The sequence below is a fragment of the Cyanobium sp. NS01 genome, assembly GCF_014280235.1.
Classification (GTDB): domain Bacteria; phylum Cyanobacteriota; class Cyanobacteriia; order PCC-6307; family Cyanobiaceae; genus NIES-981.
This window is the reverse complement of the sequence record NZ_CP047940.1, coordinates 1,919,703-1,945,536: the sequence shown is the minus strand read 5'-3', so window position 1 is coordinate 1,945,536 and position 25,834 is coordinate 1,919,703. Positions and strand designations below refer to the sequence as shown.

At 56.7% G+C, this 25,834-nt stretch carries 26 protein-coding genes and 1 pseudogene; 16 read left to right on the top strand and 11 right to left on the bottom strand.

Annotated features, from left to right (window positions below):
- Window positions 1–105: 105 nt before the first annotated feature.
- Both CyaNS01_RS10080 and CyaNS01_RS10075 read left to right on the top strand, forming a co-directional pair.
- Entirely contained in the window at window positions 106–1,290 is a 1,185-nt protein-coding gene (locus CyaNS01_RS10080; RefSeq protein ID WP_186696969.1) for a glycosyltransferase, read from the top strand.
- Window positions 1,291–1,659: 369 nt separating this feature from the next.
- Window positions 1,660–3,105 carry a heparinase II/III family protein gene (locus tag CyaNS01_RS10075; RefSeq protein WP_186696968.1) on the top strand — a complete coding sequence of 482 codons (1,446 nt, stop codon included), beginning with the start codon at window positions 1,660–1,662 and terminating at the stop codon, window positions 3,103–3,105.
- A 51-nt stretch (window positions 3,106–3,156) separates the two neighbouring features.
- Here CyaNS01_RS10075 and CyaNS01_RS10070 read toward each other — a convergent pair whose 3' ends face one another.
- The 3 genes from CyaNS01_RS10070 to CyaNS01_RS10060 form a co-directional block, all read right to left on the bottom strand.
- Window positions 3,157–3,351 (bottom strand): hypothetical protein, encoded by a 195-nt coding sequence (locus tag CyaNS01_RS10070; RefSeq protein WP_186696967.1) that lies wholly within the window; start codon window positions 3,349–3,351, stop codon window positions 3,157–3,159.
- Window positions 3,352–3,664: 313 nt separating this feature from the next.
- On the bottom strand, window positions 3,665–4,258 hold the full coding sequence (locus CyaNS01_RS10065) for a zeta toxin family protein (protein WP_186696966.1): 594 nt from the start codon (window positions 4,256–4,258) through the stop codon (window positions 3,665–3,667).
- 4 nt (window positions 4,259–4,262) lie between these two features.
- Window positions 4,263–4,685: a hypothetical protein gene (locus tag CyaNS01_RS10060; RefSeq protein ID WP_186696965.1), complete on the bottom strand. Its 423-nt coding sequence runs from the start codon at window positions 4,683–4,685 to the stop codon at window positions 4,263–4,265.
- A gap of 237 nt (window positions 4,686–4,922) precedes the next feature.
- Here CyaNS01_RS10060 and CyaNS01_RS10055 point away from each other — a divergent pair, with 237 nt between their 5' ends.
- The gene (locus CyaNS01_RS10055) at window positions 4,923–5,447 is read left to right on the top strand and encodes an MbcA/ParS/Xre antitoxin family protein (protein ID WP_186696964.1); all 525 of its coding nucleotides are present in this window, start codon (window positions 4,923–4,925) and stop codon (window positions 5,445–5,447) included.
- An 8-nt stretch (window positions 5,448–5,455) separates the two neighbouring features.
- On the top strand, window positions 5,456–5,953 hold the full coding sequence (locus tag CyaNS01_RS10050) for an RES family NAD+ phosphorylase (protein ID WP_186696963.1): 498 nt from the start codon (window positions 5,456–5,458) through the stop codon (window positions 5,951–5,953).
- Here the strand turns inward: CyaNS01_RS10050 and CyaNS01_RS10045 are convergent.
- Window positions 5,887–6,783: a hypothetical protein gene (locus CyaNS01_RS10045; protein WP_186696962.1), complete on the bottom strand. Its 897-nt coding sequence runs from the start codon at window positions 6,781–6,783 to the stop codon at window positions 5,887–5,889. The genes CyaNS01_RS10050 and CyaNS01_RS10045 overlap by 67 nt on opposite strands.
- 269 nt (window positions 6,784–7,052) lie before the next feature.
- Between CyaNS01_RS10045 and CyaNS01_RS10040 the strand changes: the two genes are divergently transcribed.
- From CyaNS01_RS10040 to CyaNS01_RS09990, 11 genes are all read left to right on the top strand, one after another.
- The gene (locus tag CyaNS01_RS10040) at window positions 7,053–7,295 is read left to right on the top strand and encodes a Nif11-like leader peptide family natural product precursor (protein WP_186696961.1); all 243 of its coding nucleotides are present in this window, start codon (window positions 7,053–7,055) and stop codon (window positions 7,293–7,295) included.
- Window positions 7,296–7,479: 184 nt separating this feature from the next.
- Window positions 7,480–8,331 carry a class I SAM-dependent methyltransferase gene (locus CyaNS01_RS10035; protein ID WP_186696960.1) on the top strand — a complete coding sequence of 284 codons (852 nt, stop codon included), beginning with the start codon at window positions 7,480–7,482 and terminating at the stop codon, window positions 8,329–8,331.
- 63 nt (window positions 8,332–8,394) lie between these two features.
- Complete coding sequence (locus CyaNS01_RS10030) at window positions 8,395–11,412, top strand: glycosyltransferase (RefSeq protein ID WP_186696959.1); 3,018 nt, start codon at window positions 8,395–8,397, stop codon at window positions 11,410–11,412.
- A gap of 84 nt (window positions 11,413–11,496) precedes the next feature.
- Window positions 11,497–12,540 (top strand): dehydrogenase, encoded by a 1,044-nt coding sequence (locus CyaNS01_RS10025; protein WP_186696958.1) that lies wholly within the window; start codon window positions 11,497–11,499, stop codon window positions 12,538–12,540.
- Window positions 12,541–12,543: 3 nt separating this feature from the next.
- Window positions 12,544–13,122: an SIS domain-containing protein gene (locus CyaNS01_RS10020; RefSeq protein ID WP_186696957.1), complete on the top strand. Its 579-nt coding sequence runs from the start codon at window positions 12,544–12,546 to the stop codon at window positions 13,120–13,122.
- Complete coding sequence (locus tag CyaNS01_RS10015) at window positions 13,119–13,814, top strand: nucleotidyltransferase family protein (protein WP_186696956.1); 696 nt, start codon at window positions 13,119–13,121, stop codon at window positions 13,812–13,814. Before CyaNS01_RS10020 ends, CyaNS01_RS10015 begins: the two co-directional genes overlap by 4 nt.
- Window positions 13,811–14,350, top strand: coding sequence for a D-glycero-beta-D-manno-heptose 1,7-bisphosphate 7-phosphatase (locus CyaNS01_RS10010; RefSeq protein WP_186696955.1), 540 nt, complete (start codon window positions 13,811–13,813; stop codon window positions 14,348–14,350). The genes CyaNS01_RS10015 and CyaNS01_RS10010 overlap by 4 nt, the downstream gene beginning before the upstream one ends.
- 83 nt (window positions 14,351–14,433) lie before the next feature.
- On the top strand, window positions 14,434–15,378 hold the full coding sequence (locus CyaNS01_RS10005; protein ID WP_186696954.1) for a hypothetical protein: 945 nt from the start codon (window positions 14,434–14,436) through the stop codon (window positions 15,376–15,378).
- A gap of 182 nt (window positions 15,379–15,560) precedes the next feature.
- Window positions 15,561–16,346 carry a hypothetical protein gene (locus CyaNS01_RS10000; protein ID WP_186696953.1) on the top strand — a complete coding sequence of 262 codons (786 nt, stop codon included), beginning with the start codon at window positions 15,561–15,563 and terminating at the stop codon, window positions 16,344–16,346.
- A gap of 118 nt (window positions 16,347–16,464) precedes the next feature.
- On the top strand, window positions 16,465–16,650 hold the full coding sequence (locus CyaNS01_RS09995) for a transposase (RefSeq protein WP_225875627.1): 186 nt from the start codon (window positions 16,465–16,467) through the stop codon (window positions 16,648–16,650).
- A gap of 148 nt (window positions 16,651–16,798) precedes the next feature.
- A complete protein-coding gene (locus CyaNS01_RS09990; RefSeq protein WP_225875626.1) occupies window positions 16,799–17,731 on the top strand; it encodes a hypothetical protein in 933 nt (310 codons plus the stop codon).
- Here CyaNS01_RS09990 and CyaNS01_RS14615 read toward each other — a convergent pair.
- Window positions 17,662–18,821, bottom strand: a pseudogene (locus tag CyaNS01_RS14615) (ISAs1 family transposase). The gene CyaNS01_RS09990 and the pseudogene CyaNS01_RS14615 sit on opposite strands and share 70 nt — an antisense overlap.
- Before the next feature lie 90 nt (window positions 18,822–18,911).
- Here CyaNS01_RS14615 and CyaNS01_RS09975 point away from each other — a divergent pair.
- Window positions 18,912–19,667: a hypothetical protein gene (locus CyaNS01_RS09975; RefSeq protein WP_186696951.1), complete on the top strand. Its 756-nt coding sequence runs from the start codon at window positions 18,912–18,914 to the stop codon at window positions 19,665–19,667.
- A 462-nt stretch (window positions 19,668–20,129) separates the two neighbouring features.
- On the opposite strand, the gene CyaNS01_RS09965 is transcribed toward CyaNS01_RS09975, so the two are convergent.
- The 6 genes from CyaNS01_RS09965 to CyaNS01_RS09940 all read right to left on the bottom strand — a co-directional run bounded on the left by CyaNS01_RS09965 (window position 20,130) and on the right by CyaNS01_RS09940 (window position 25,808).
- Complete coding sequence (locus CyaNS01_RS09965; protein WP_186696950.1) at window positions 20,130–21,725, bottom strand: hypothetical protein; 1,596 nt, start codon at window positions 21,723–21,725, stop codon at window positions 20,130–20,132.
- 242 nt (window positions 21,726–21,967) lie between these two features.
- Window positions 21,968–22,306 carry a nuclear transport factor 2 family protein gene (locus tag CyaNS01_RS09960; protein ID WP_186696949.1) on the bottom strand — a complete coding sequence of 113 codons (339 nt, stop codon included), beginning with the start codon at window positions 22,304–22,306 and terminating at the stop codon, window positions 21,968–21,970.
- A complete protein-coding gene (locus tag CyaNS01_RS09955) occupies window positions 22,299–23,000 on the bottom strand; it encodes a hypothetical protein (protein WP_186696948.1) in 702 nt (233 codons plus the stop codon). Before CyaNS01_RS09955 ends, CyaNS01_RS09960 begins: the two co-directional genes overlap by 8 nt.
- A 5-nt stretch (window positions 23,001–23,005) precedes the next feature.
- On the bottom strand, window positions 23,006–24,520 hold the full coding sequence (locus tag CyaNS01_RS09950; RefSeq protein WP_186696947.1) for a glycosyltransferase family 2 protein: 1,515 nt from the start codon (window positions 24,518–24,520) through the stop codon (window positions 23,006–23,008).
- 4 nt (window positions 24,521–24,524) lie between these two features.
- The gene (locus CyaNS01_RS09945) at window positions 24,525–25,148 is read right to left on the bottom strand and encodes an HAD family phosphatase (RefSeq protein ID WP_186696946.1); all 624 of its coding nucleotides are present in this window, start codon (window positions 25,146–25,148) and stop codon (window positions 24,525–24,527) included.
- A gap of 6 nt (window positions 25,149–25,154) precedes the next feature.
- Window positions 25,155–25,808, bottom strand: coding sequence for a phosphodiesterase (locus tag CyaNS01_RS09940; RefSeq protein WP_186696945.1), 654 nt, complete (start codon window positions 25,806–25,808; stop codon window positions 25,155–25,157).
- Window positions 25,809–25,834: the final 26 nt, after the last annotated feature.

Here is a 25,834-nt window from a genome sequence, read left to right as displayed (position 1 = left end):
ATTACCACGCCGCGGGCCTGCTGCTCGGCGCGGATGGCAGTGGCCAACTTGCGGCGACACGGTTGTTCCCCGTCATGATGGGGCGAGACACGGCAACGCGCAGCCATGAGCCGCGAGGCATTTGAGCGGGGCAACTGGCAGGCGGTGATCGAGGCGCACCCGCTCGAGAGCCACGACCCAGGGGAATGGCTGCGCTACGGGGTGGTGCTGCTGCAGACGATCCAACCGGGCCCGGATGTGGGCAAGCAGCAACAGCAGGCGGCGCTGGCGTTTGTGCAGGCGCAGAAGGAGGGGGCGACGGCTGAGGCGGTTGCGGGCGCCCAGCGGCGCTCAGTGCTGCTGAGCCTGGAGCAGGCCTTGAGCCTGGTGGGGCTGCCTGAGCAGCCAGCGCTGCAGACCCTGCTTCAGCAACCGCTACGGGCGGATGTGCGCACAGGGCCGCCCGTGACGCTCACGGCGATCAGCAGCCGCCTGGCGACACTGCCTGCGGTGCTGGAGTCGCTGCGGCAGCAGACCTACCGGCCGGCGCAGGTGCACCTGCACCTCTCGCAAGACCCCCACCTGCTGGATCAGGGCATTGCCGCCGACGATCCACTGCTGGAGGAGATCACGGCTGATGGCTGGGTGCAGTTGCACTGGGTGGCCAACCTGGGACCGTATCGCAAGATCATCCCCTTTTTGCAGGAGGACGGTTATGCGCAGGCGGGGCCATCGCAAACAGACGGCGACCTGTTCATCACCGTCGACGACGACACCCTCTACCCGCCGCGCTTCATCGAATACCTGGTGCGCAATTACGAGCGTCACGGTTGCGTCGTGGCGCACCGGGGCCGGCGCATCCGACTTGCGGAAGGGGAGGCCAGCGGAACCTTCCGGCCCTATGCCGAGTGGCACGACGGGGTGCGTGAACCACGGCTGGCCAATCTGCCCACGGGGCAGAGCGGGGTGCTGTACCGGCGCAGCTGGTTTCCGCGGGATCTGGAGCTGGAGGCGGCGCTGGCGCTGGCCCCAACCCACGACGACCTGTGGCTGCACTGGCTCACGGCGCGGCAGGGGGTGCAGGCGGTGATCCTGCAGCCCAATGCGGCTGCCAAAACCAAGGAACTGGCCTTCCCGGCTGCCAGCCGGGAGCCGATTGCCCAGAAACAAACGCTCTGGCATGCCTTCAATGGCCCAGCTGGGGGCAATGACGACGCGGTGGTGGCGGTGCAGGCCTACTGGCAGGCGCGCGGGTTTGACCTGGCGGCGCTGTTGGCAGAGGAGCAGGAGCGGCAGGCGGATTTTTATTGAGGCCGGGCTGATGCAAACGATGCCCCAGGCCCGCTTGCTCCCCCCATGGGGTGATCACCGCTGGCAGATCGCTGCCCAAACCCCCTATGGCCAGACCCTGGTGCGGGAACTGGCAGCGCTGCAGGCCGGGGACTGCAGAACGCCGCTCCCGTGTCTCACCCTTGAGCTCTTCAGCCAGGTGCATCGCACCGGTGAGCGACTGCCATTTGAGCGGGTGTGGCAGGAGCGGCGGCGGCGGTTGGCGCGGGCTGCGGTGCGCTTGCTGCTCGATCCTGCACCCCGTGCCAGGCCGGCGGCCTTTGGTGGGGCCAGCTGCTGGCGGCGATTCAGGAGCTGCTGGCGGAGCCAGCCTGGGCCTGGCCGGCCCATGTGCGCGATCCGAGCGGGATTGGTCCTGATGTGATCGACCTGTTTGCGGCGGAAACCGCCAATCTCTGCGGCGAGCTGGTGAGTTTGTTCGGGCCCTGGCTGCCGCCGGTCTGGCTGGCGGTGATGCGGCAGCGGGTGTTGGTGGGCATGGTGGAGCCGTTTCTGGCCCATCCGGAGCGTTATGGCTGGACGGCCAAGCCCAGCAATTGGAATGCGGTGTGCCATCAGGGGCTGGTGGGCGCGGCACTGGCCTTGGGCCTGGAGAGCGACAGCCTGCAGCGGTTGCTGGAGCTCAGCCGTCAGCACTTGCAGCTGTTTCTGGATGGCTTCAGCGCAGCGGGCAGCTGCCTGGAGGGAATCACCTACTGGGAATACGGATTTGGCTGGTTTGTCCTGCTGAATGAGCAGTTGGAGCTTTGGAGTGGTGGGCAGCAGAGTCTGCTTGCGGGCCAGGAAGAGCAGATCTCCCGCATAGCGCGCTTTGGGTCGTCGATGCTGCTAAGAGGTGGGCTGCTCGTGAACTTCGCCGACAGTCGGCTGGATATGCCGCCGCGGGCCAGCTTGCTGATGTTGCTGGGTCGGCGTCTGCAGCTGCCGGAGAGCACCTCAGGTGGTTTGAGCCTGTATCGGCAGCTCTTGGCGCGGGGGCTGGATCTGCATGCACAGCGCTGCGATCTCTTCTATCTCACCCGCATGCTGCTGGAGTCGCCCAGTGCGGAAGCGTTGGCCACGGCCAGCGAGCCCGATGGGGCCGACTGGATCGACCGCGAGGCTGGCTTGGTGGTGGTGAGGCGTTTTGATCGCCAGGGCCGCTGCTGGGAGCTGGCTGTGAAAGGCGGCCACAACGACGAGCCGCACAACCACAACGACTGCGGCAGCTTTCTGCTCCAGGTGGACGGCCAGCGCCTGGCGATTGAGCTGGGTGCGCCGGAATACACCGCGGACACCTTCGGCCCGAAGCGTTACACGTTGCTGGCTACGCGCAGTAGCGGCCATTCCGTGCCGCTTGTGAATGGCCAGGAGCAGGCGGCGGGGAGGGAGTCTTCAGCGGAGCTGCTGGAGATCAATGCCGGCACTGCTGCGGTGGAGATCCAGTTGGACCTCACCCATGCCTATCCGGCGGCGGCAGGCCACCGGCGCCTGCTGCGCAAGATCCAGCTCGACTGCAACGCGGCGTGTCTCACGGTGGAAGACGAGCTGTGGGCTGATGAACCCTGCGGTCTGGAGAGTGTGCTGATCACCGCCAGCGATGATGCCGAGGTGCTGGGTCTGGAGGCGTTGCCGGGAAGCCAGCTGGCCGGCAAGGAATGCCTGCGGTTTCGTGATAACCGCGGCGAAGAGCTCACGGCCTGGCGATGGCGGTGGCAAGTTGTTATGCCCCCGCCGAGCTGTGATGCAAACGAACCGCAGTGCGTTGGCTTCATGATCAGGCCCCCTGGGTACTGACCCACCCCTAGCTCGCCTGCTCGCCTTGCGGCGGGCCTGCCAGTTCGTTGGCTATGTGGGCGAGGAATCGCCGGTGGAGGGGGCTTGGTTCGAGGAGGAAAAGAGCTCCTGCTCGAAACGCGCGATTCTGGCGTTGCTCTCTTGCAGCAGCTCGATCTCGCTCTCGAGCTGCTTCGCGCGCTTCTCGCTCTCGCGTCCACGCATCTCGATGTCGTAGACGGGTCGCCAGTTGAGCGTCGCCAGCAAGCTCCGCCAGGGCGGCAAGGTGGAGACCCATTCCGAACTTGTGAGCGGCCTGGAGGTTGCCGAAGTGGAGAAGGTTGTCATCGCCGTAGTTCGTGGTGAACGAAATCAGGAGCAACAGGGCGCCAGCAAACAGGGTTGGCCACCCCTGACGATCCAGCAGCCGAGGCGGCGGTGCAGAATCAGGGTGCTCCGGAAGGCTTTGAACGTCTGTCCTCACCGTAGCGAGCCCGCACCAGGGCCGATCAATCAATAGTACGTCCGTACTGGTGCAACGAGGCTGCCATCACCTCCCCCGCAAACCTGCTATTTGAGCTCAGCTATCAGGAGATGAATCTGCAAGCATATTCACGGCCCAGGCAGGAAGGGGGGCAAGATGGGTCTCGAGACTGCCGTTGCTGATGGTGAAGACAGGCATGAATGGATGATCAGCAGAACTGTTGTCATAGGCCCTCAGCACATCACAAAGGGGCAGTGACTTTTTCACCTGTTCCAGCAACCTGGGAATACGCTTCTGTACTTTTTCGGGCGGCACAGCATGGCCGCCCTGGCTCACGCGCATGCTGATGCGTGCCTGATTCAAGCTGGGATCGCCCAGGTGAATGAACACCATCACCACCTGATAGCCAAGGGCCTTGGCGCGGCCTACAAAGTCGATCTTTGAGGGGTGGGAGTAAACGGTTTCAAAACAGAAGCTCACACCTTGAAGCAGTAGCTGCTGGCGCTGCTCCTGCGCTAACAGGGCTGCTTCATAGCTGGATTGCTCTGGTGCCTCGGGATAGGCGATCTGGGCGAGCAGGTCAGCATTCACAAAGGGCAGACCCAGAGGCTGGAGGTAGAGGCGATAGAACGTGGATTTTCCAGCTCCGTTGCCGCCAACCAGCACCCACAGCTGCTTTTCAGCGCTCAAGGCGTCAGGCCTTGGTGTCCGGGGTGTTCAGCGGCGTGAACACGCCATCCTGGAAGCTGCCCAGCATCCGGGTGCCATCGGCAGCGATCTGCTCCAGGTAGCCCGGCGAGCCGGTGGCCACCTGGTAGCGCAGGGGGGCTGTGGTCACGGCTCCCACCAGAATTCCAGAAGCACGGTCAGCGTCGACGGCTGCAAACACCTGCTCTGGCGACACGCTCGGCGTCACAACGGGTTCCAGATGGAGGCGAACTGCACCGGCAGCCAGATCAAGCAGGGTGTCGGGATCGAGCACGCGGGCCACCCGGCGTCCAAGATCCGCCCAATATTCGATCTGCTCGGCAGCACTGCGGTGGTGGAGAGCTCCCGCCCTGGCCGCACTCTCCATCAGCTCGCTCTGAAGCCGAACAGGGGAAGAAGCCTTTGCCATCAGATGCAGCCGGGCATGCGTCACTTACGACCGTAGCATTCTGCTACGTGGTGGGTCGACGATCTGGCCAGCGCCGATCCCGCGGGCCCCAAGGCGGCAATGAACGCGCCAGGGCTACCAACGGCCCTTGATCATGGGATAATCCAGAACCAGCTGTGGAGAATTCCAATGTCCACGCATCAGCGAGCGCAGCCGGCGGCATCGCTGCCAAGATTGCCCCGCCACAGCGCAGCCGGGATGGAACCCGCGCTGATCGATGCCTGGGTGCTTGAGGTGCTCGACAACAAGGCCCTGCAGGCCCGGGTGCGTGAGCTCAAGAAGGTGGAACTCGCCAGCGTCTGGCAGCTCACAGAAGCAGCGCTGGCTCAGCAGAGCACCCTTGGCAGCCAGCCTCTGGAGCCGATGGCCGTGCATCGCCGCCTGGCGGCTGGCCTGGCGGGAGAGTCGCTCTTGGTGTCGTCCTCGATGTTCCTGAACACCCTCAGCGATGCAGAGGGGTTCTTTGGGCTGAGCTTCAAGACCATCAAGGCCAGGCTGGGCCATCCGCTCGACACCGCCGCCAGTGAGCGAGCACTGCGTGCTGCACGGGTCACGGTGACAGCGGCCGATGTGCTGGGTAGCTTCGCTGCAGCGAGAGCGTATATGCACACGCCCAACTTCGCACTAGGTGGCTCCACCCCAGCCGAGCTGGTGAAGACAGGTGATGGCGAGCGGCTTGTGCTCAATGAATTGCACACCCAGGCAGAAGGCGGCCCCCTCTGAGATTCGGGATGCTGGTGTATCGCGCAAGCCGGCGCCCCCGAGATGCCTTTGATCCCCTGGACACACAGGCATCCGTGGCCCGAGATGGCTGGCGCTTCAACGACAGGCGCTGCCCGATTCTCTATGCAGCAGAGGTTCAGTCACTGGCCATTCTGGAAGTCGTGAGTCGACCGGGCTGGCAGACCTTGACTGAACTGACGATCGCGGCCCTGTCGATTCCCGACGGGTCGGTGGTGGACCTGGATGATCTGGGCCTGATCCTTCCTACCAACTGGAACGTGCGCCCTGTTGGCCCGAATGCTCAGAGCATCGGCCGCGAATTCATCACTGCCGTTGATCGTGCAGCTGCTGATGGCCAGCACGTGTGTGGGCTGCGGGTGCCATCGGTGATCAGCACAACGGATCACAACGTGGTGTTGGATCCCCGCCAGGTCAGCCATTATTCGATTGATGACTGGGTGCGACTGCCCTTCAATTGGTTGGTTGACACAGCGACCAGCTTCTGAGAGCCGTGGCTCGATGGGCTGGGCGGCGGCAGCGCGATGCCGTAGCGATCGGCCACCGAGGTGAGGAAGCTGGAGATCCGGTCCAGCTCCGCCTCGTAGGGAATGGTCTGGCTGGCGCGGCTTTTGAGGTCGGCCATCTTGGCGGCGTGGCGGCGGTTCACCAGGGCCGAGGCCCACTTGAACTGGCGCTCGGCGCGGGCCTGCTCGATCGCCGCATCCCAGCAGCGCAGCGCCTCCTGCACGAACTGCTGCTGCAACCGCAGCCGGGCCTCCACATCCAGCAGCGAGATGCTGCGGCGCTCAGCGGCCGGGGCGGTTTCGAGGTGGTGGTGGCAGAGCTCGAGCTGCTCGGCCTGCAGGGCCAGGTCGCAGGCCATCAGCCGCGCCCAGCTCCAGTCGGGGCAGCGGCGGCAGAGCTGGTCCCACAGCTGCACGGCCTGCAGCAGGTCCGCCTGCAGCATCGCCTCCCCGAAGACCTCCTGCAGATCGCTGTGCAGGCGGGTGAGGGCGTCGCCTTCGCAGGAGCTGAGTAGCAGGCCCAGGCGCAGCAGGGCATCGGGGCTGAGCGCGGCCTGCCAGCCGCTGGTGGCCGCAGCTTTCCAGCTGCTGTAGAGGCTGAGCGGATCACTGCGCTCCAGGCTCTGCAGCTCGGCTTGGTGCTCAGCGCTGAGCAGGGCGCTGCGGCGCAGGCGAGCGGCCTGCTCGGGGTGGCCGGTTTGCAGGCAGAGCAGGGCCAACTGCAGCAGTGCGACCGACGAGGGCGCTGTCTCACTGGCCAGCAGGGCACTCACTTGGGCGGTGAGCTCAGTGGGCTCCGCGTAGAGCTGCATGCTGGAACGCTACGCAGAGCGGAGCAGCACTGCCATCGGGCCAGGGCCCCAAACAGCCCTAGGCATGCATGTTCTGCATAGGTGCGATGGCATACCAACAACTGGGGTAATATCGGTAGAAACTGGCATTGACTGCGCGTGATTGCGGAAATAATGCGCCAGCGACCAGCGACTAGCGACCAGCGACCAGCGACCAGCGACCAGCGACCAGCGACCAGCGACCAGCGACCAGCGACCAGCGACCAGCGACCAGCGACCGGGGGTAGGCCATGAAGAGCCCTGCCCTGCGGCAGTTCCTGCAAGCGGTGGCGGCTGACCCAGCCCTGCAAGCCCAGATCGGCGCAGCGGCCGACCTGGCGCAGCTGGTGCAACGGGCCCAGGCCGCCGGCTTTGCCATCACGGCCAGGGAGCTGCAGCTGTGGGCGCATGACGAGGCCTTCACCGCACCCTGGTGGCCCTGGGCCGGTGGTGGGCGGGCGCAGCGGACGGCGTTTTTTCGGAGCTTGCCGTGATCAGCCCGAGGTACGCCACCAGCGAGCAGGGGCGGCCATGGGGATCAGGGGCAGAGATGCTGGGGTGTCGCAGTGGTGACAAACAGGCCTCGGGCATTCATTGGCAGTTACCACCAGGACTGCTTAGGCTCCCCAAACAATGGTGAGGGCTTCCTTGGTGCAATCATCAGCTCGACCGAAGTTAATGCCGAGCGAGGCGGTGCTTGGCTTGCAGGGCTATCAGAAGAGTTACTTCGACTTTGCCGAGTTCAAGCCAAATATTCCTTCTCTGTTGCATCAAGGCGCACTCCGGGAGGACTGCCTCGCTGTCATTCAGAGGCTCGGAATGATTGAGCCATTGACGGGATCCTACGTGCCACCGGGCGCCATTGATCTCTCGGGCACCAATTACCGCGAGGGCGTTGTTGCCAATGGTCTGCTCAGCCGCAATCGTGCCGTGCTGAAAGTGGTGGAGCGCACCTACGGCTCTGTCGAAGCCTTGGCGCAACAACAGATTTATCTCGTGGAGGCCATCAGTGGCTTTGCCAGCTGGATGCGCCGGCGCGTCGGCGATCAAGGTCTGATCTGCAGCGAATTCTTGGAAGAATCGGAAATTCCCGTCAGCGATATTCCCCATCAAGACCTGTGTGAACTGTCCTTCTCAAACCAGACATTCGACCTGGTGCTCTGCAATGAATTGTTCGAGCACGTCAGAGACCTCGGTCAGGCGTTCTCCGAAATCCACCGTGTTCTGAAAGCAGAAGGACGACTGATTGCAACCTGTCCACTAGCCTTTGGCCAGAGGGACTCCATTCTCAAAGCCCGCTTGAACCAAGAGACGGGAGAGCCTGATATGATCGGCGAACCCGAACACCACGGTGACCCTGTACGTCCTGACCACGGCTCCTTGGTGTATCGCATTCCAGGATGGGAAATTCTTGATCAACTGCAGCGCGCTGGGTTCAAGATGACAGCCATTCATCACATCTGCAGTTGGAGGCACGGGATTCTTGGATCTGACCTGCCTGGCGTCCTGGTGATTGAGGCCCAGCGGTAGCCGTGTAGATCTCAACTTCGGTCTCGATTCAATCCAGGCTCTCCATCTGATTACACCCCAGCAATGGCCACGATCCAACAGCAACTTCTGGACGACCCCTGGAACGCAGCCTTGTGGGAGCAGCTAGAGCAGGAGAGGACCACTGCACCGCCCGATGCCCAGTGGCGCACCGTTCTGCAGGCGGCGGGTGAGAAGGCCAGTGAGATCCGCGCCTACATGGACCTGTTGCTCGATGACCAACAGCAGGCCGCCCAACAGAAGCTCGATGGCCTGGTCACAGGAGGGGTGATCAACATTGCCGAATGGCAGCTGCTGCAGATTGCCAGCAACCTCTGGTCTGGTCGCATTGAATCCGCAAACCAGTTGAGCCAGGATTTTCTGGCTGCCCAGCCGGCCGGGTCGTCGTTGGCCTCTGCCTGTCACCTGCTGCGTAAGGCAACCGTGCAGGGGCGAATCGGCTCAGCACCACTGATGAATGTTCTCAGTGGCGTGTTGGGCTTTGAAACGGATCAACAGCAGGCCAGGGATAGCGTCCCCACGAACTGGGTTGCTCTCACCAACAGGCCCGTGCTCGTGCCTGTGCGTGAGCGGCCAGGCTGGAAGGCAGTGCTGGAATGCACCGAGAATGATCCAGAAGCCAGGTTCTTACTGGAGTACTACCTCTCGGCCATCGATGGAGTAGTAGCGATCCCTCGACCACTGCTCTGCACGGCTGACCCTGTTGTTTCGGTTGTCATCCCGGTCTACAACCTGTGGCCGCTGCTGCAGAATTGCCTGAAAAGCATTGCAGCGGCCGCCAACAGCGTTCCGTTTGAGGTGATCGTTGCGGATGACTGCTCCACCGATGAGACAGCCGAGCTACTGAAGCTCAATCCATGGGTGCGCCATGTGCGCATGGAGTCGAATGGACGCTTCATCCGCAACTGCAACAATGCCGCCATGCACGCGCGCGGCAAGTACATCTACTTCTTGAACAACGATACCGTTGTTCTCGATCATTGGCTGGATCAGGTTGTCGCCACCTTCCAGCTCAGGCCAGAAGCGGGCGTCGTTGGCAGCCAGGTGCTGTTTCACAATTCCGAGATCCAGGAATCAGGCGGGATCGTCTGGCCGGATGGGGAGTGCTGGAACTTTGGTCGCAACTTTGAGAAGGAAAAGGTCTATCAAGTGAATTACTCCCGCGAGGTCGACTACGTGTCCGGTTGCGCGCTGGCGGTGCAACGTGACCTGTGGGTGCAGGTGAAGGGATTCGGGGAGGAGTTCATCCCTGCCTACTGCGAGGATTCTGATCTCTGCTTCAAGATCCGAGCCCTTGGCAAGCAGGTGTGGGTGCAGCCACAATCGCGAATTATTCACTTTGAGGGGCTGAGCAACTCTAAAGATGTAGAGAAGGGGCTTAAGGCTTATCAGAAGATCAATCTGCAAAAGCTGAATCAAAAGTGGAAGTTGCCCATCCTCACCCGAGGGTTGAGCAGCACTGCCGACATCCTCCATGCCAGTAACCACCGCCTGCGCACGCACAAGACGGTGCTGGTGGTGGATCACTACGTGCCGCAGCCCGATAAGGATGCCGGTAGCCGCACGGTGCAGGCCTTCTGTGAAGCGCTGATCCAGCTGGGCTACAACGTGGTCTTCCTGCCAGAGAATTTTACAGCTCACCAACCCTACACCTCAAATCTTGAGGCGTTGGGGGTGATGGTGCTTCATGGCAACTACGTGGCCAATCAGCTCGAGCAGATTCTGCGAGAGCAATTGCGCTTTGTGGATTGCATCCTCTTCAATAGGCCGCACATCACCAAGCGCTACATCGACCTGCTCACCGAGGAGTTCCCGGCCGCCAAGACCTTGTATTACATGCACGACATGCATGGCCTGCGCGAGCATCTGGAGCTGGCCTTTGCAGGCGCCGCATGGGGTACGCCGATCGATCTCGCCGGCGCTGAGCTGCTCACGCCGGATGAGGAGCGGATCATTCGCAAGGTGGATCTGGCACTGACGTGCTCGCCCAAAGAAGAAGCACTCCTCAAGCCGGCGCACGGCAATGTGGCCACGATCTGCCCCTATGCGATCCAGGTGGCTTCTGATGGCGCCGCCGGTGTGCCGCCTGATGGCGGATCAATGGCGCAGAAGGATCTGCTGTTTGTTGGCGGTTTTGGCCATACCCCTAACCGGATCGGCATCGAGTGGCTGGTGGATCATGTGCTGCCGCTGCTCGATCCAGGGGTGCGCATTCATGTTGTTGGTAGTCGCTGCCCGGATGAGCTGAAGGCCAAGCTCGAATCCAATTCTCTGATTGTGTTCCATGGCTTTGCTTCCGATGCCAAGCTCGAAGAGCTGCTGCGGCAAACCGCCGTGTCACTGGCTCCACTGCCCTACGGAGCAGGCATCAAGGGCAAGGTCGTGGAGGCCTTTGCCGCTGGCCATACGGTGATTGGCTCTGAATACGGAATCGAAGGAATGGAAGATGCTCCCCAGGGCATCTATTTCACTTGCGATACAGCCCAGAAGTTTGCCTCAGCGATTCAGCAGGTGTTCCACCGAGATCGTTCTGCCTGGATCGAGAACAGCAAACGAGCCCGCAGCTATGTGGCCGACCGCTTCAATCTCGGTCGCATTCAGACAGTGTTCAAGCAGGCCATCGGTCCGGCGATGCGAGATAAAGAAGCAGCGCAGACCCTCCTGCAAAAAAGAACGGAGACAAAGTTCAGTGGCTGTACCCTGATGCCTGCCAGCTACGGCATTGAGCACGATGGCTGGCTGGTTCGCAACAACCAGCTGATCCTTTCGATTCCCAATCAAGCCAGAGAGCTCTCAATTGCCGGCTATTTGCCTGAAGGGGAGAAGGTGATCTATCACGATGCAATGGAAGTGCATGTGGATGTGTTGTACGACGGCAATGAGACCCTCTCATTTGTGCAGCGCGTACAGCCAGGAATGAATTCATTTGTGATTCACTTTCCTGCCACTAAACCCCTTTCTGTTGCGGCACTTGAGTTAAGCCCCGCTTACCGCATCGAAACGCCAGGCTCCGCAGACCGCCGCGAGCTCAGCATGCTGTTGCCTCGTATCGATGCCGGCTGAGCGATGCAGGCCTTGCATGTTCGCTAACGCACAATTGCTGCAACGGTCTTTCCAGCCCCATTGGAACTGTAGTAAGCTAGATTAATGACCAGCAGCGTCCTGCCAAGGCTTGTGCGTGCCCGAGCCCCCCTGCGGGTGGGGCTGGCCGGCGGCGGCACAGACATCAAAGATTTTTACAGTGTGCATGGCGGTGCTGTGCTCAACACCACCATCAATCGCTACGCCTATGCCGAGCTGTCGCGCTGCGACGACGGCTTTATCGCCGAAGCGCTTGATTCGGGCCTGCATCAACAGATCAACGGAGATACGCCGGTCGAACAATTGCCGCGTCAGTTGCTGTTGCATCAAGCCGTTTACAACAAGATCGTTGCTGATTTCAACAGCGCTACACCGTTTGCCTGCCGGCTGAGCACCTACTGCGATGCACCGATTGGCTCGGGTTTGGGTAGTTCATCCACCTTGGTGGTGGCCATGGTGAAGGCTTTTGTGGAGGCCCTCAACCTGGGGATCGACGACTACGAAATCGCTGAGCTGGCCTACACGATCGAGCGGGAAGACTGTGGGCTGGCAGGGGGGCGGCAAGATCAGTATTCGGCTACCTTTGGCGGCTTCAACTTCATTGAGTTTGAGCACGACCGCACGATCGTGAATCCTCTGCGGGTGAAGAATTGGTTCCGCTGTGAGCTGGAATCGTCGTTGCTGCTGCACTTCACCGGCGTGTCGCGGCAATCGGCTGAGGTGATCGAAGATCAAACCAAAGCGGCCCACGAGCAGCAAAGCGAGAAGCTCAACTTCCTGCACAACCTCAAGCAGGAAGCGCGCACGATGAAGGAGGCGGTGCTGAAGTGTGACCGTGACGGGATACGGGAGTCGCTCAACCGCAGCTGGCAGAACAAGGCGCAGACCTCCAGCAAGGTGAGCAGCCCTGTGATCGATGAGCGCATTGCCCTGGCCCAACAGCATGGGGCTGAGGCCGCCAAGGTGTCGGGCGCTGGGGGCGGTGGCTTCATCTTGTTCATGACCCATCCCTCCAGGGCGATCCAGCTGCGGCGCGCCCTGCTGGAGGCCGGGGGTGAAACCAACTTCTGCTGCCTCAGCGAACACGGCGCCCAGGCCTGGAGGATCTGAACGATGCCGCCCTCGATCGCCCAGTCGTTTGCAGATGCCGCCCGCACCTACGCCGAGCTGGCCGCCGACGCCAGCATCCAGAGCAGCCTGGAGGCGGTGGTGGAGCTGGTGGTGCAGGCCCTGGCGAAGGGCAACAAGCTGCTGTTTGCCGGCAACGGCGGCAGCGCGGCCGACTGTCAGCACATGGCTGGCGAGTTTGTGAGCCGCTTCATGTTTGACCGCAACCCGCTGCCGGCGGTGGCGCTCACCACCGACACCTCGATCCTCACCGCCATCGCCAACGACTATGGCTATGAGCAGGCCTTCAGCCGGCAGGTGCAGGGGTTGGCCAAGGCGGGGGATGTGCTGTTGGCCTACTCCACCTCCGGCAACTCGCCCAACATCGTAAAGGCCCTGCAGGTGGCAAGGGAGCTGGAGGTGGCCACGGTGGGGCTCACGGGAGCAAGCGAGGGGCGCATGGCCCCCTATTGCGACCAGCTGCTGCGGGTTCCCAGCAGCTGTGTTCCGCGGATCCAGGAGGGCCATCTGCTGATGGGCCACACCATATGTGAGATGGTGGAGCAGCGGGTGTTTGCCCCATGAGCCCAGCGATGGCGGTTCATGTGCTGATCCTGGCCGGCGGCCTGGGAACCCGGCTGCGCAGTGTGGTGGCTGATCGCCCCAAGGTGCTGGCGGAGGTGGCCGGCAGGCCCTTCATCACCCACCTGCTCGACCAGCTGGCCCAGGCGGGGTTCCAGGCGGCCACGCTGCTCACTGGCTACAAGGGGGAGATGGCGGAAGAGGCGCTGGGACTCGCCTATGGGGGGATGCAACTGGGCTACAGCGTGGAGGAAACCCCGTTGGGCACCGGTGGAGCGATCCGTGCAGCGGCGCGGGTGATCGCCTGTGAGCAGCTGCTGGTGCTCAATGGCGACACGTTCTTCGATGTGGACTACCGCCAACTGGTGGCGCAGACCCCAGCCGGATCGGATCTGATGGCCTGCCGGCGTGTGGAGGATGTGGGTCGCTACGGGGCTGTGCAGCTGGATGCCAGTGGGCGGGTGGTGGCACTGGCGGAAAAGGGAGCCCAGGGGCCTGGCTTGATCAATGGCGGCATCTACGTGCTCCATCGCGAAGCCATTGCGGCCTGGTCTGAAGCTGTCTTTTCGATCGAGACCGATTACTTCCCGAAGCGCCTGGCTGCAGAACGACTGTGCGGCACAGCTTGTGAAGGAGCTTTTATCGATATCGGCGTGCCCGATGATCTGAAACGTGCTGCGGAGGTGTTGCCATGAACAGAGCCTTGTTCCTGGATCGCGATGGGGTCATCAATGAAGACTATGGGTATGTGCATAAGATTGAAGACTTTCACTTTCGAGAAGAGATCTTTGATGTATGCAGGGCCGCTCAAAAAGCGAGAATGAAGATTGTGGTTGTGACGAATCAGGCGGGGATTGGGAGGGGTTATTATTCACATGAGGATTTCAGGCGTGTAACAAGTTACATGCTTAATAGGTTTTGCCTACTTGACATTACTATCAATCGGATCTATCATTGTCCTTTCCACCCGATTCACGGTGTCGGAGCCTATAAAAAAGACTCATTCTGCCGAAAGCCGAAACCAGGCATGCTTGTTCAAGCCTGTAACGAGCTTGATCTTAACCCACGCTCATCAATTATGATTGGAAATAACGACTCCGACCATGCGGCGGCTATAGCTACTGGAATATTGAGTTACATTGACGCGCGCCAAGCTGATTGGCACATAAAAGCGATTGGCGCAATTCATGAGCAAAATATTCTCGGAAAAAGTTGTTTTCGATATTCTTGAATACTCCATGATTACTCATTTAAGTCCGCCTTCAGGAAAGTGACAAGCAACAGCTTCAAACGCAAACTCCCAACGTTTCACCGATGACCCCAAAGGCATACATACACGCTGGCCTTCATAAAACAGCAACAACTTTTCTTCAGACAGCGCTTAAAGACTCCTCGCGCGAGCTCGCAGCAAAGGGTTTTTATTATGGTCAGTGGGGAATGGGTCCTGGACAAGCAAATCTGGCAGCGAAAGTTGTTGCCCAAGGTAAAGACAGAAAAAATGAGACAGGTATCCTTGACAAATATGCCAAGGATGGATTCTCATCAGATGACTCCATAGAGAATATAGTTTTTTCTTCTGAAGTACTTATTGATGCCGAGATTGAGATTCTAGAAAAAGAGCTTGCCTTGCTTGCAAAAGACTGCGAAGTAAATATAGTACTTACAATACGACCTTTTCGCAAAATGATATCTAGCCTTTTTCAAGAAAGGCTTAAGTGGGGACATCCCATGAAATTCAGCAGAAAAGATGACTGGCTGAACCTATTGACATCCAACGACCTCTCTCTTGGATATCTTACAAGACTGATCAAGATTGCCGAGAAAGGAGGATATCGCATGCATTGCATTAATGTTGACGATCAACAAACTTGTATGCCTCATGAAAAGCTTTGCAAAATTCTTAATCTAGACCCCAGCGTGATAAAGGCGCCTCAAGACTCAGTAAATTCTTCGTACCCGGCTTTAAATCAATTAGTATTAGAGTTGATCAACAACCTTCCAGCCTGTGAAGAGATATCTCTTGAAGTTCCATTCATGGTTAGACAGAGTTTAGCTAATCTCCTTTCGAATGGCAAATTACCAGATAGTTCTCCTGTACAGAATAATGACCTCATACCATCAAGGAGAGTGCTTATGGAGATAGCAAAGAATGCCATCTTGCCACCTTGCGAACTTGATGATTTATTTGCGGATCTTGAAAATGGAAGAGACCAACTCATTCTATATGCATCTCGCACAACAATTGGCACATATCTATAGCATGCCCAGCAATACATAATGGAAAGAATCCTCCTACGCATTATATGAATATAGCAGTAATGATTCCTGGCTTACTACGCTGTCTTGACACAAATCTGAGGATTGTCAGGCAGATAGCTAAATCCAATTACCAGACTCATCTATTTGTAGTCACCCATAAGAGCGAAGAAGGGAAGATAGACATGTTCGACTGTCTAGACAATGTCACCGTATCTTATATTGAAGGCAGCCAATATGAATGCAGGGACCAAGAACTTATCGCTAACGGTCAGCAGAACATGCGGCAATGGTTAAAATATAAGATGGCATGTGAAATGATTATTAAGTCTGAGGAGGACTGCAAAATCGAGTTTGATTTTATCTTCAAGATTAGAACAGATTATGAGTATAAGGACTTTGATTCATTACTCAGCCTGGCGGCAGCATGTGTTTCTGGCAAGGATTCGAGCCGCAAAAGTTACCTATACGCAAAAAGTGATCTTATTTTCTGCGGACCGCGTAATCCGATGCTTTCTCTCGGGAGCATAATGGAATTCTTCGAGACATTCTATGTCTCGGGACTAATCAATAAAATTCCAGTGAATCTCAAAACACTAAAAGAATCATCAGGTCTTCATAGGTTTGAATCATTTCCCGTGATCATAAGAAGCAGAGGAGAGTCTGATGCTTCTTGGTCGAAAAGAGTTGACGCTCTACATTTTTTAAAGAACGATCGTGAAAGACTAAAAGAAACGGTTCTTGCTACCCATATTGCGACAGATTACTCACAAATATTGCATCTCGGGCCTGGTGATATTGTTTTACTGGGTGATCAGTGCTGCTACAGAAGCAATGCGGTAGTTGTCTTTGTTGGCAATAGACTGGCGCCTTCGGAACTAGTCTTTGCGAAGTATGTTAATGTTGCTGGAACCCCTGTTTACTGGAGCGATTGCTTAGATGGATATTTAAAAAAAGATAGACATGACTAGACTCAAGACATAGAAATAGTTGCATACCAAATATACGGACTCATTTGCGTGAGCTTTTGTGGAAACCCTTGGATTGCTCAGTTAGCTGACGTTGACCCCGGAAATCGGTCTAGGGTGAATGAGAGTCCTCATCCGGCCAGTCAACGACAGGCGCTCCTTCGAGGAGTTTGTCGGTCTTGGCGTGATGAACAGCATTCCCGATGCAACCACGGTCGCCTTCTTCAGAGAGAGACTACGAAAGACGGGTGTGATCGAGGAGATCTTCGAGATGTTTGAGGCTAATGTCCGGCGACAATCAGGTTGACCGGCGCATTGCATCGTTGCTTTGGTTACCAGCCTAATGTTGTTGCATCAATGCCTGGCGCGTAGTGGTGGCCATGCCGAGCGGGGTAGCGAGTGGAAGGCGTGGGGATGGGCTGGCCGACCCTGATCCGCAGCGCAGACGGGCCGCTATGGAGGCGTCCCGCCAGCGCTACGGGGGCCTGAGTGCTGCCGGCAAGCGCCGGTTGCTGGATGAGCTGGAGGGGATCACGGGATACCACCGAAAGTCCCTGCTGCGGCTACTCAACCGGAAGGTCCCTGCCGCTGCCGGCGCGGCGGTGGCCTCTGGTGATCAGGGCGAGGCCATGCAGGCCCCCAAGCCCCACCCCCGCCGTCGCTATGGCCCGGAGGCTGCAGCGGCGTTGGTGCCGCTCTGGGAAGCCAGCGATCGGCTGTGCGGCAAGCGCCTGGCGGCCCTTCTGCCGCTGCTGGTGGAGTCGCTGGAGCAACACGGCCACCTGTCTCTGGAGCCGGCAGTGCGCGAGCAGGTGCTGGCGATGAGCAGCGCCACGATCGATCGGCTGCTGGCACCGATTCGCAAGGCCAGTGGCGGCAACAACTGGCGGCGCCCACCGCGGGCCTACAGCGGCGTGCGTCGGCGGGTGCCGGTGCGCACGTTCAAGGGCTGGGAGGACCACCACGAGCCCGGCTGGCTGGAGATCGACCTGGTGGCCCACTGCGGCGGGCGGATGCAGGGACCGTTCCTGTGGACCTTGGTGGCGACCGATATCGCCACCGGCTGGAGTGAAAGCGTGCCGATCCTGGTGCGCGATGGCGCTGTTGTGCTCACGGCCCTGCAGCTGATCCGCCGGCAACTGCCCTTCCCGCTGCGGGGCATCGATGCGGACAACGATCCGGTGTTCATGAACAGTCTGATGGAGGCCTGGTGCGACCGGCCTGGTCATCAGATCGTGCTCACCCGATCGCGGGCCTACCAGAGCAACGACCAGGCCTGGGTGGAGCAGAAGAACGGGATGCCAGGGTCTATTAGAAGTCACCCTGAGGGTCGTTCTTCCGCCGGTTCCCGCCACCCCAGCAGTCTGAGCAGTCCCTTGATGTCGTGAGCCAGGGCGGCGATGCCCTCGGTGATCGACCAGATCCCATCGAGCCGCAGGGCATTGATCGCCAGGCTGCGGAGGGTGGCCAGGATCTGGACGCCGTTGTCCTCCCGGTAGCGGTGGGCGTCTTCCCTTAGCGGCACGTCGCGCACCCAGTGCCAGCTGTTCTCGATTGACCAGCGGTCTCTGACGTGCCGCAACAGGGCCATGGCTCCGGTCCGCAGACTTGAGACGTAGTAACGGGTCTCGTCTGTCGCCTTGCCATCACGGATGCCATGGCTGCGCACGGCGATGATTGTCGCGCTGCCCGGCCACTGCTCCACCACCCACTCCGGCGCAGGCATCGCCCGCAGGGTCCAGGTGATGTCACGGCCCCGTTTCAGCTCCCGTCTGCTGGTGCGCCACGGGATTCGCCGGCCATAGGTGAGCCGGTCTCTGATCAGCCGAAACCCCTTGCGGCGGCTGTGTTTGACGGCGATCAGGAAGTCGGCGCCGCGCTGGGCGAGGTAGAGGAAAAAGGGCGGTTGGCATGCAGCGCGTCGGCCTGCACCAGCACCCCGTCGAGCTCGACGGCCTCCAGCAGCTGGCGCAGCGCCTGGATCTCGCCACTGGCATCGGTGGCGTAGGTGGTCTGGGCGATTGCCACGCCCAGCGATTGGGAGTAGAGGCTCACCTGGGCAATGAACTTCGCTGCGCCGGAGGCGGTTTCATCGATGGAGCCCCGCAGCGTCTTGCCGTCACACACCAGGGTGTCGAGCTCCTCGGCCACGCCCGTCTGGGCCGCCATCCAGTCGCGGAGCAGGGTTTCAAAGCCCGCCACATCCAGCTGGGCCAGCAGCAACCGGAAGGTCGAATCCGACGGCGACTTGCCGAAATCAGTACCCAGCAGTTCGTTGAGCGTCTGGCGATGCCGTTTGGCAAAGCGCTCCATCCCCACCAGCGAGCCCTGGCCGCTGAGGATCGCGAGGATCGCCACCAGCAGCATCCACCACTGGGGGAAGCGGATGCCACGTCGCATGCGGCAGTCCGGCAGCGCCTGGAGAAAACTGATCAGATCGCCTGCTGCAGCAGGCGTGGTGGCGGGCTCAGAGGCCAAGGGTCAAGAGCGGGTCCCGCGCACGACACCGTAGGCGGGAGGCCCCGGCCAGGGCTATTGAGACAGACTTCTAATAGGCCCTGGAACGGGATGCTGGTGCGCCGGGTGGTGGGCTACCAGCGACTGGAGGGCCTGGAAGCCGCTCAGGTGCTGGGGGAGCTGTATGGGGCCCTGCGTCTGTTCACCAATCTGTTTCAGCCCTCGTTCAAGCTCAAAAGCAGTGAGCGCGATGGCGGCCGGATCAAGCGCCAACACCACCCGCCCCGGGCGCCGCTGCAGCGGTTGATCAAGAGCGGCGCCCTGTCTCAGGGCCAAGGCGAGGCGCTGCGGGATCTGCAGCGCCGCACGGACCCGGTGGCGTTGCTTGTCACTATCCGCCGCTGCCAGGGGCAGCTGGCCGTACTGGCCAGCGGTGAGAACGGATCACAAGAGCAGTCAGGCAAGACGGCTCGGGATCTGGCCGCTGAGAACCGTTCACTGGAGGTGTTCCTGGGGGGACTGCAGACCCTGTGGCACAGCAGCCAGCCGAGGCGCCGCAAGCCCAAACCCCGCAGCGGCAAGCGCTCCAGGCCCGATCCGTTTGAGCCGGATGTGGCGCTGATCGAGCAGTGCCTGGTCGCCGAGCCGATGATCCGCGCCAAAACCCTGCTGGAGCGGCTGATCCAACACAACCCAGAGCGCTATGGGGAACGTCACCTACGCACCCTGCAACGCCGGCTGCGCGGTTACCGGCTGCAGCGGATCGAGCGGGAGATGGAGCAGATGCTGGATGCCAAAGCCAGGGGGCAAAAAGAGACAGAACCAGAAGAGATAGCAGTGTTACCAGGTGTCAAAGAAAATGGGTAACAACTTGTTGATGCAAAGCGACGGCCAAGGGGCTTGACGCGAGACAGGCTAACCTGCTTTCGAGGATTTGTTGAGTCTCGGTGGTTTCGAAAGCCTGATTCACGAAAAAAGGGCGCGCAACAATCCGCTTAGCGAGGCCGCCAAAGAACTCAATCGCGTCAAATCAGTAATCAGAGCGTGTGTTGAGCACGTTTTTGGATGCATGACTATGCCAATGGGCGGAAAGACGACTAGAAAAATTGGGCTGGCAAGAACTGTGGCGTGGTGGGGGCTCAAAACCTCACATTCAACTTCCTCCGATATCTGCAGCGCACTTCCAGCCTGGCTGCAGCTACGTCGCACTGAAGCAAGTCGTTCTAATTTGCTATCCGCTCCAATCAGGTAGTTGCACGCTTGTGCACTTCATCCCACCTCTTTTGGCGGCTTCTCAATGTAGTTTCATGCCTGTTAATCCCGATCTTTCTAGGTGCTCTTAATATGGTCTAACAGTCTTTCCAGGAATAGACATGTAGGTTCGTCATGAGACCCAAGTTCACATTCTCTAATTAGTAACTCAACAAGCTCTTGGTCAGACACTCTAGATGAGCTGTCATGCAAAATATTAAGGTTTTCGATTGGGGCTACATTGATACAGTCTAATATAGACTTATCCATTAGCCTCGTGTGAGGTTGAGTAGCATGTCCTATTGAACCAGATCTATCAAGATCTAGAGTGGAAAAGCTTGTCCAAAGATTGCAGTAAGAGTTGATAGCCTCATAGTTTCCAATTATACATTGATCCCCAAAACCTCCACCTCTATCGACATATCCATCAATGGTGCCATCCAGTACATCCCGAATGGCATCGTTGATCACACTCGTGTTCTTGACATAGCCATCGGGGCGAATCCGAACAAATACATCATAATCACCTTTATTTGGGATTAAGTCAAAACACTTTTGATTAAGATATACCATCTTGGATGAGTTAGTGGGCTTTGAATGACAAGTATAGTGCGGATGCCTTGTCCACATATCATCTATTAGACCCTTATGTTTTTCAGCAAACTCGGATTCATCTTTGACCACAAGATTGCAGAGGGGTATTTCAGATCTCATATAGGTCTTCGCTAAATAGCCATTGTCAATTGGCTTTGACAAGTGAGAAGACAACATCCTTTCATTCTCAAAGAATGAAACAGCGCTATTTGGATGGCGCAAACAGAATTCAACGACACGCTTTGAAAAGACTCTATTTAACTGAGCTATTGTTCCCTTGGTAAGTGTTGGTTTCCTAAAGCCAGACTGATTCCATGTTGCCAAGTAGAATGTGCTTTCGTAGTGTGAGAACTGCTCTTTTAGCCATTCGTTGGCACGTTCATATCCACGAAACTGACCGGAGAGAAGTACGGCAATCTTGGGAGGAGCGGAAGATTTGCGGAAACTCAGCAAAGTCGACCAAGAATGGAGGCAAGGCTCAATCTTTCTTTCTTCAATTCTTTGTCGTATGTCTCCCTTGAGCAATCTCATATCTTGTGGAGACATTACACATATCGATGATCTGCTTACCTTATGAAGGAAAAAAGATAACTTATCTGCAGGCAGTAATTCATTATCGTATAGACCGAAAAGTGCAAATACGCATCCATGAACTGCAATGCCACAAAAAAGTCTGTTCCTGCAACGATTGCTGCTTGTGGCGCATTCAATAGAATGCAAGCCAATAAGTTCTATAAGATGCGCTAGATAATGCAGAGGGTAATTACTCTTCAAAAAGGGGAGCAGAGATAAGAACCGATAAGAATTATCGTCGCACTTAGACTTGAGAAGTCTGATGTATGTAATATTGATGCCGACCGAGTCCTTGTGATAATCGAGCTGTTCTTCGACAAGAGGAATTGCACCTAGCAGCTCTTCTTGTTGTGCAATTAAAGAGCAGTATAGATCCGCGATCTGCTCAAGATCGATAACTCTACCTGGATAGCGCTTGAGGATCCGAGCAACTTGCTCTTTAGGGTCATCGCAGTTCTTGACGTCTAGCAAGAAAGACCATGGACTATCGGGTAACTGGCTGGTCATTTCTGAATTGGTGTACAAGTAATTGACATGCTTTGGAAGAGTCAGTTATGCTATGCTGAGCCATATTAGCTTGTAAAAGGCAAAAAGCTCTTGCTGTAGTTTTCCAAATAGGCACGATGGGATGAGTCAAGCATGAGAGGCAAGACCTAATCAAGAAAAATGCACGTAGCAAGCATAAATAAATACTACTAGCATATGTTTGCTTCAGAAGCAATCTAAGGTTGGATTTCCCTCCAAATAGGCTAGAACTGCTTTGTAAGGTAAGCGAGAATAGAAGAGATCTTGTCTTGCTTCCAGTTAATTAAGTCAATTCCATGGTACCTCTCTTCACCAAGAGATAGGGCAAAGTGGAGGGCAGTGATATCATCACCTACAATAATATCCAGCGCTTGAAAACTCAAAACTGAATTAGACATAAATAAACCACGAATATATTCAATTGCCTTGTCCCTGGGTTCCAGTTGCGTAACTGAAGGATCAGTAATGCTGAAATCTTCCGTCAAGAGGGCGGATACACCATCTATGTCTTTCGCATTGAAGGCTGCCACATATTGCTGGGTAAGCTCTCGAAGCTCAGCCATATAAGGGTCTATGAAACTTACAGTCTATAATATCATAGGCGCGCTCGAGTGTCACCTGTTTTCCCTGGGCAATGACACCATTGAAGAGGGGGCACACATAAAATAGATCGTTGTGTGTGTGGCTAGGCTCATTGTCAATTGCATGGGCTAAGGCTTTTAGAACGGTTGAGCAGTCACGAAAGATGTAAGTGCCCGCTGATGCCTGATCTGAAATCACTTTCTTCTCTGCTGCTCCGACGACTCGACCATTAGCGTCACTTGCCAAATAGCTGTATTGAGGATTTTGCGACTGAAATACCAAGGCAATGCCGCCTATGTCTGGGCCTGCTTGAAGCACTTGTTCAATACTTGCATTACTTTTGTAAATAATATCGGCCAAGTCAATTATCAAAGGATGGCAAAACTCATTTAGTGTCGAAAGACCCGCAAGGGTACTAATTGCGGCTCCACGGCTAAATGAATCTAGGTAAACAATAGAGCATCCCTCGTACCATTGCTTTAGGCAGTCATGGGCGAACCGTCTTGTTTCCTCGCAATCATAAAGAACAAATGAATGGCTGATAGCCTTTGAAGCCCACGGCCTGGAATCGAGTGCATATCTAAGGAGAGGCTGGCCTTGAAAGGAATCTAGGGCTTTAATACTTCCGTCTGCCCGCACGAAGTCGGGGCCGGCTAGAGGAACAATTACGTGCATCGGTGTCAATCCGGGGAGTCAATGGATGGTGAGGCACCACGTTCCTGCAGGAACTGGTTGAGATCGTCTGGTGTCCCTAGACCTGACATCGCATCCATCGGGACTTCATAAATCCCAATTCGGGCACCATTTTGGATCATGTAATTGTAGACGGGACACGTGTAAAACTCGTCATTCACGCGATCGTTGGCAACCATCATATCCAATGCTGCTCCAACAAAATCCTTGCCCTTTGCGAATAGATAGATGCCAACTGTGGCCAAGTCGGATATTGGCTTTTTCTCTGCTACTTCAAGCACAAGCCCGGCCTCATCAACTCTCGCAAAAGACCACTTGGGGTCCATTGACGGATCTCGAAAGACCAGTATTGAGCCATCCAGCTTGCGCTGTATGCAGTCCTCAATAAAGTCGTTGACGTCAAAATCAACGAGCTGGTCTGAATTGGCCACCATCATCGGCTGTTCATTGTCAAACGTTCGCCTTGCCAACAGAACGGTTGATGCGGTTCCCTCCGTTAACCGAGATACCGAAGTAATGCGATGGCCGTTTTCTTGCAATCTATAAGCAATTTTAGGATGAGCATCAAGATGCTCTTGGCGAAGAAGGATTGTAACGGCAGCTTCTGTGGGCGTGACATTGTTAATGACATGCTCCAGCATCAGTTGCCCGTCAACATCAATGAATGGCTTTGGTTTCTTCCATCCTGCTTTTGCAAACCGGCTTCCTTCACCGGCAGCTGGAATGATCACATTGACTGCTTTTTGAGCAAGCGTGCCTTCCCTAAGCTCCTTCGCATAGGCGGATCGCTCAAAGTCTGCAATCTTTCCTGGCGCATAAAAAGAATGATATGCATGGCTTGCAATCGGCAGCTGAAGAACTCTTCCTCCCTCGAGAATAATTTCGTTGAGTGACGACGAAATGAAGTAAACACCATCTACTTGTGCATCGTTCAAGATGACTTGCTTTGCTGCTTCAACAAAAGCAGAGGCCGTCCTGAAGTAATAGAAACCTGCAATGGCATTGCGAGAAGCAACCTTCTTCTCAAAGGTCTGAATCACTTCGCCCTGCTCATCGTCTACGACATAAGACCATCTGGGATGGATTGATTCAAAGGTGATTACCCCGGCTGAGCAGTCGTTAGCGCTGAGAGTCTCAACTGCTTGCGCCAGGTCATCTTCGATAATCTGATCGCTATTGGCGATGATCAACGGCTCATTGATATCTAGAGTATCTATTGCTAACAAGCAGGAGCAGAGTGCCCCAGATGTTGGGCCAGGCTTTTCTATGATCTTTGTATTATCTCCGGCGAGAAGCTGCAGAGTTCGGTCTAGAGAGAACGAGCGAGCATCCTCTGGGTCGATGACAAAAATAAAACGTGCATCCTTAAACTGACGCTGTAGTTGTCTGACGACAACTTCAATCATTGCTATGCCAGCCACCTCAATTAGTGGCTTTGGAAAATAATAATCTTCTTTTGAAAAGAAAGCTGAGTATCCTGAAATCGGGATGAGGATCTGCATGGGTTTAAGCGGGCTCGACTTCACTGATACGGGTTGTAATCGCTTGATATGTCACGTCATCAGGTTCGCCTATTCTGAGCAGGTGACCGCCCGATGTAACTGCAGCTTGGATGCCGTGTTCATTATCCTCAAGAATCAAGCATTCATGCGGTTCAACATTTAAGCTCTTCATCGCTTTAAGGTACATTTCTGGATCGGGCTTTCCCTTCTCAACGTCTTGGTTGGATACAATCAAGTCAAGATTGGCGGATAGTGCGGAAAGCCTCATCATCGCTTCGATTGACTGCCGGACAGAGTTCGAGCACACTGCTAGCTTATAGCCATCTCTTCTGAGGCGAGTAAGGGCGTATTGGTGATTGAACACCGGCTTGCAGCGTTGGTAGCTAATTTCCAGCGTGTATGCCTGCTTCAGCGCATTGAGAAAGTCGTGAAGGCCCTCTGGTAAGCCTCTTGAGCTGGAGAGCATGCGGAGTTTGTCCCGTGTTGGCAGGCCGTCAAAGGTGGAAAGATGGCTCTCTCGGCTGATCGTGTATCCAAAGTGCTCAAGCGCACGATTAAGAGCCTCATAATGCCAGTCCTTGGCATCAATAAGAACTCCGTCCATGTCGAAAAGGATCGCTTTAATCATTGCGGGTCAGGCCTTGCAGAATCGGTTGGCTGCTTCCACCGGAAAATCAGTGCACAGTTCGAAGAGTGGGCTCAGATGCAGCTCTTCTTCCACGATTTCATTCCACAAACTCTCATGGTTGCGACGATGTAGTTCTGGTGAGACTACTGCGACTCTAACCCCTTGGTCTATCAAATCCTTCGCGCGCTTTACTTGCTGAAAAGATCCGCTGAAGTTGTCAACCCATACTCCCTTGGCCCTGTCTAGAAAGGCCGGCATGGGTTCGTAATCGCTAATTCGGGAGTACACGGGAAGAGATCCTTTTAAATATGAAAGGCCGTCTGGCACTGACATATCGAAGCCAAAAAATCGGTCGATATCAAGTCCTATGGCTTTTAATTCTGATTCAATCATTACTGACAGGCCGTCCGACTTAATATTTAGACCAATGCGACCGGCTGATGGTGACGAGGCGACCTGCTCAAGAAGCCACTCAAAAGTACTAGGCAAAGGATTCCCTCGGGGGGGGTCGTGTGAAATAACTACCCTGCCATCAAGATCTCGGAGGTCGGTCTCGATTCCAAATCCTTCGTCAAGTGCTCTTCTTAATGCTTCCGGTGAATTCTTTTCGGATTCACTTGAAAACATTCCTCGATGGGCAAGTATTGACGAGCGCTTCATTCCCGACTGGCTGCTATTGGAAGAGC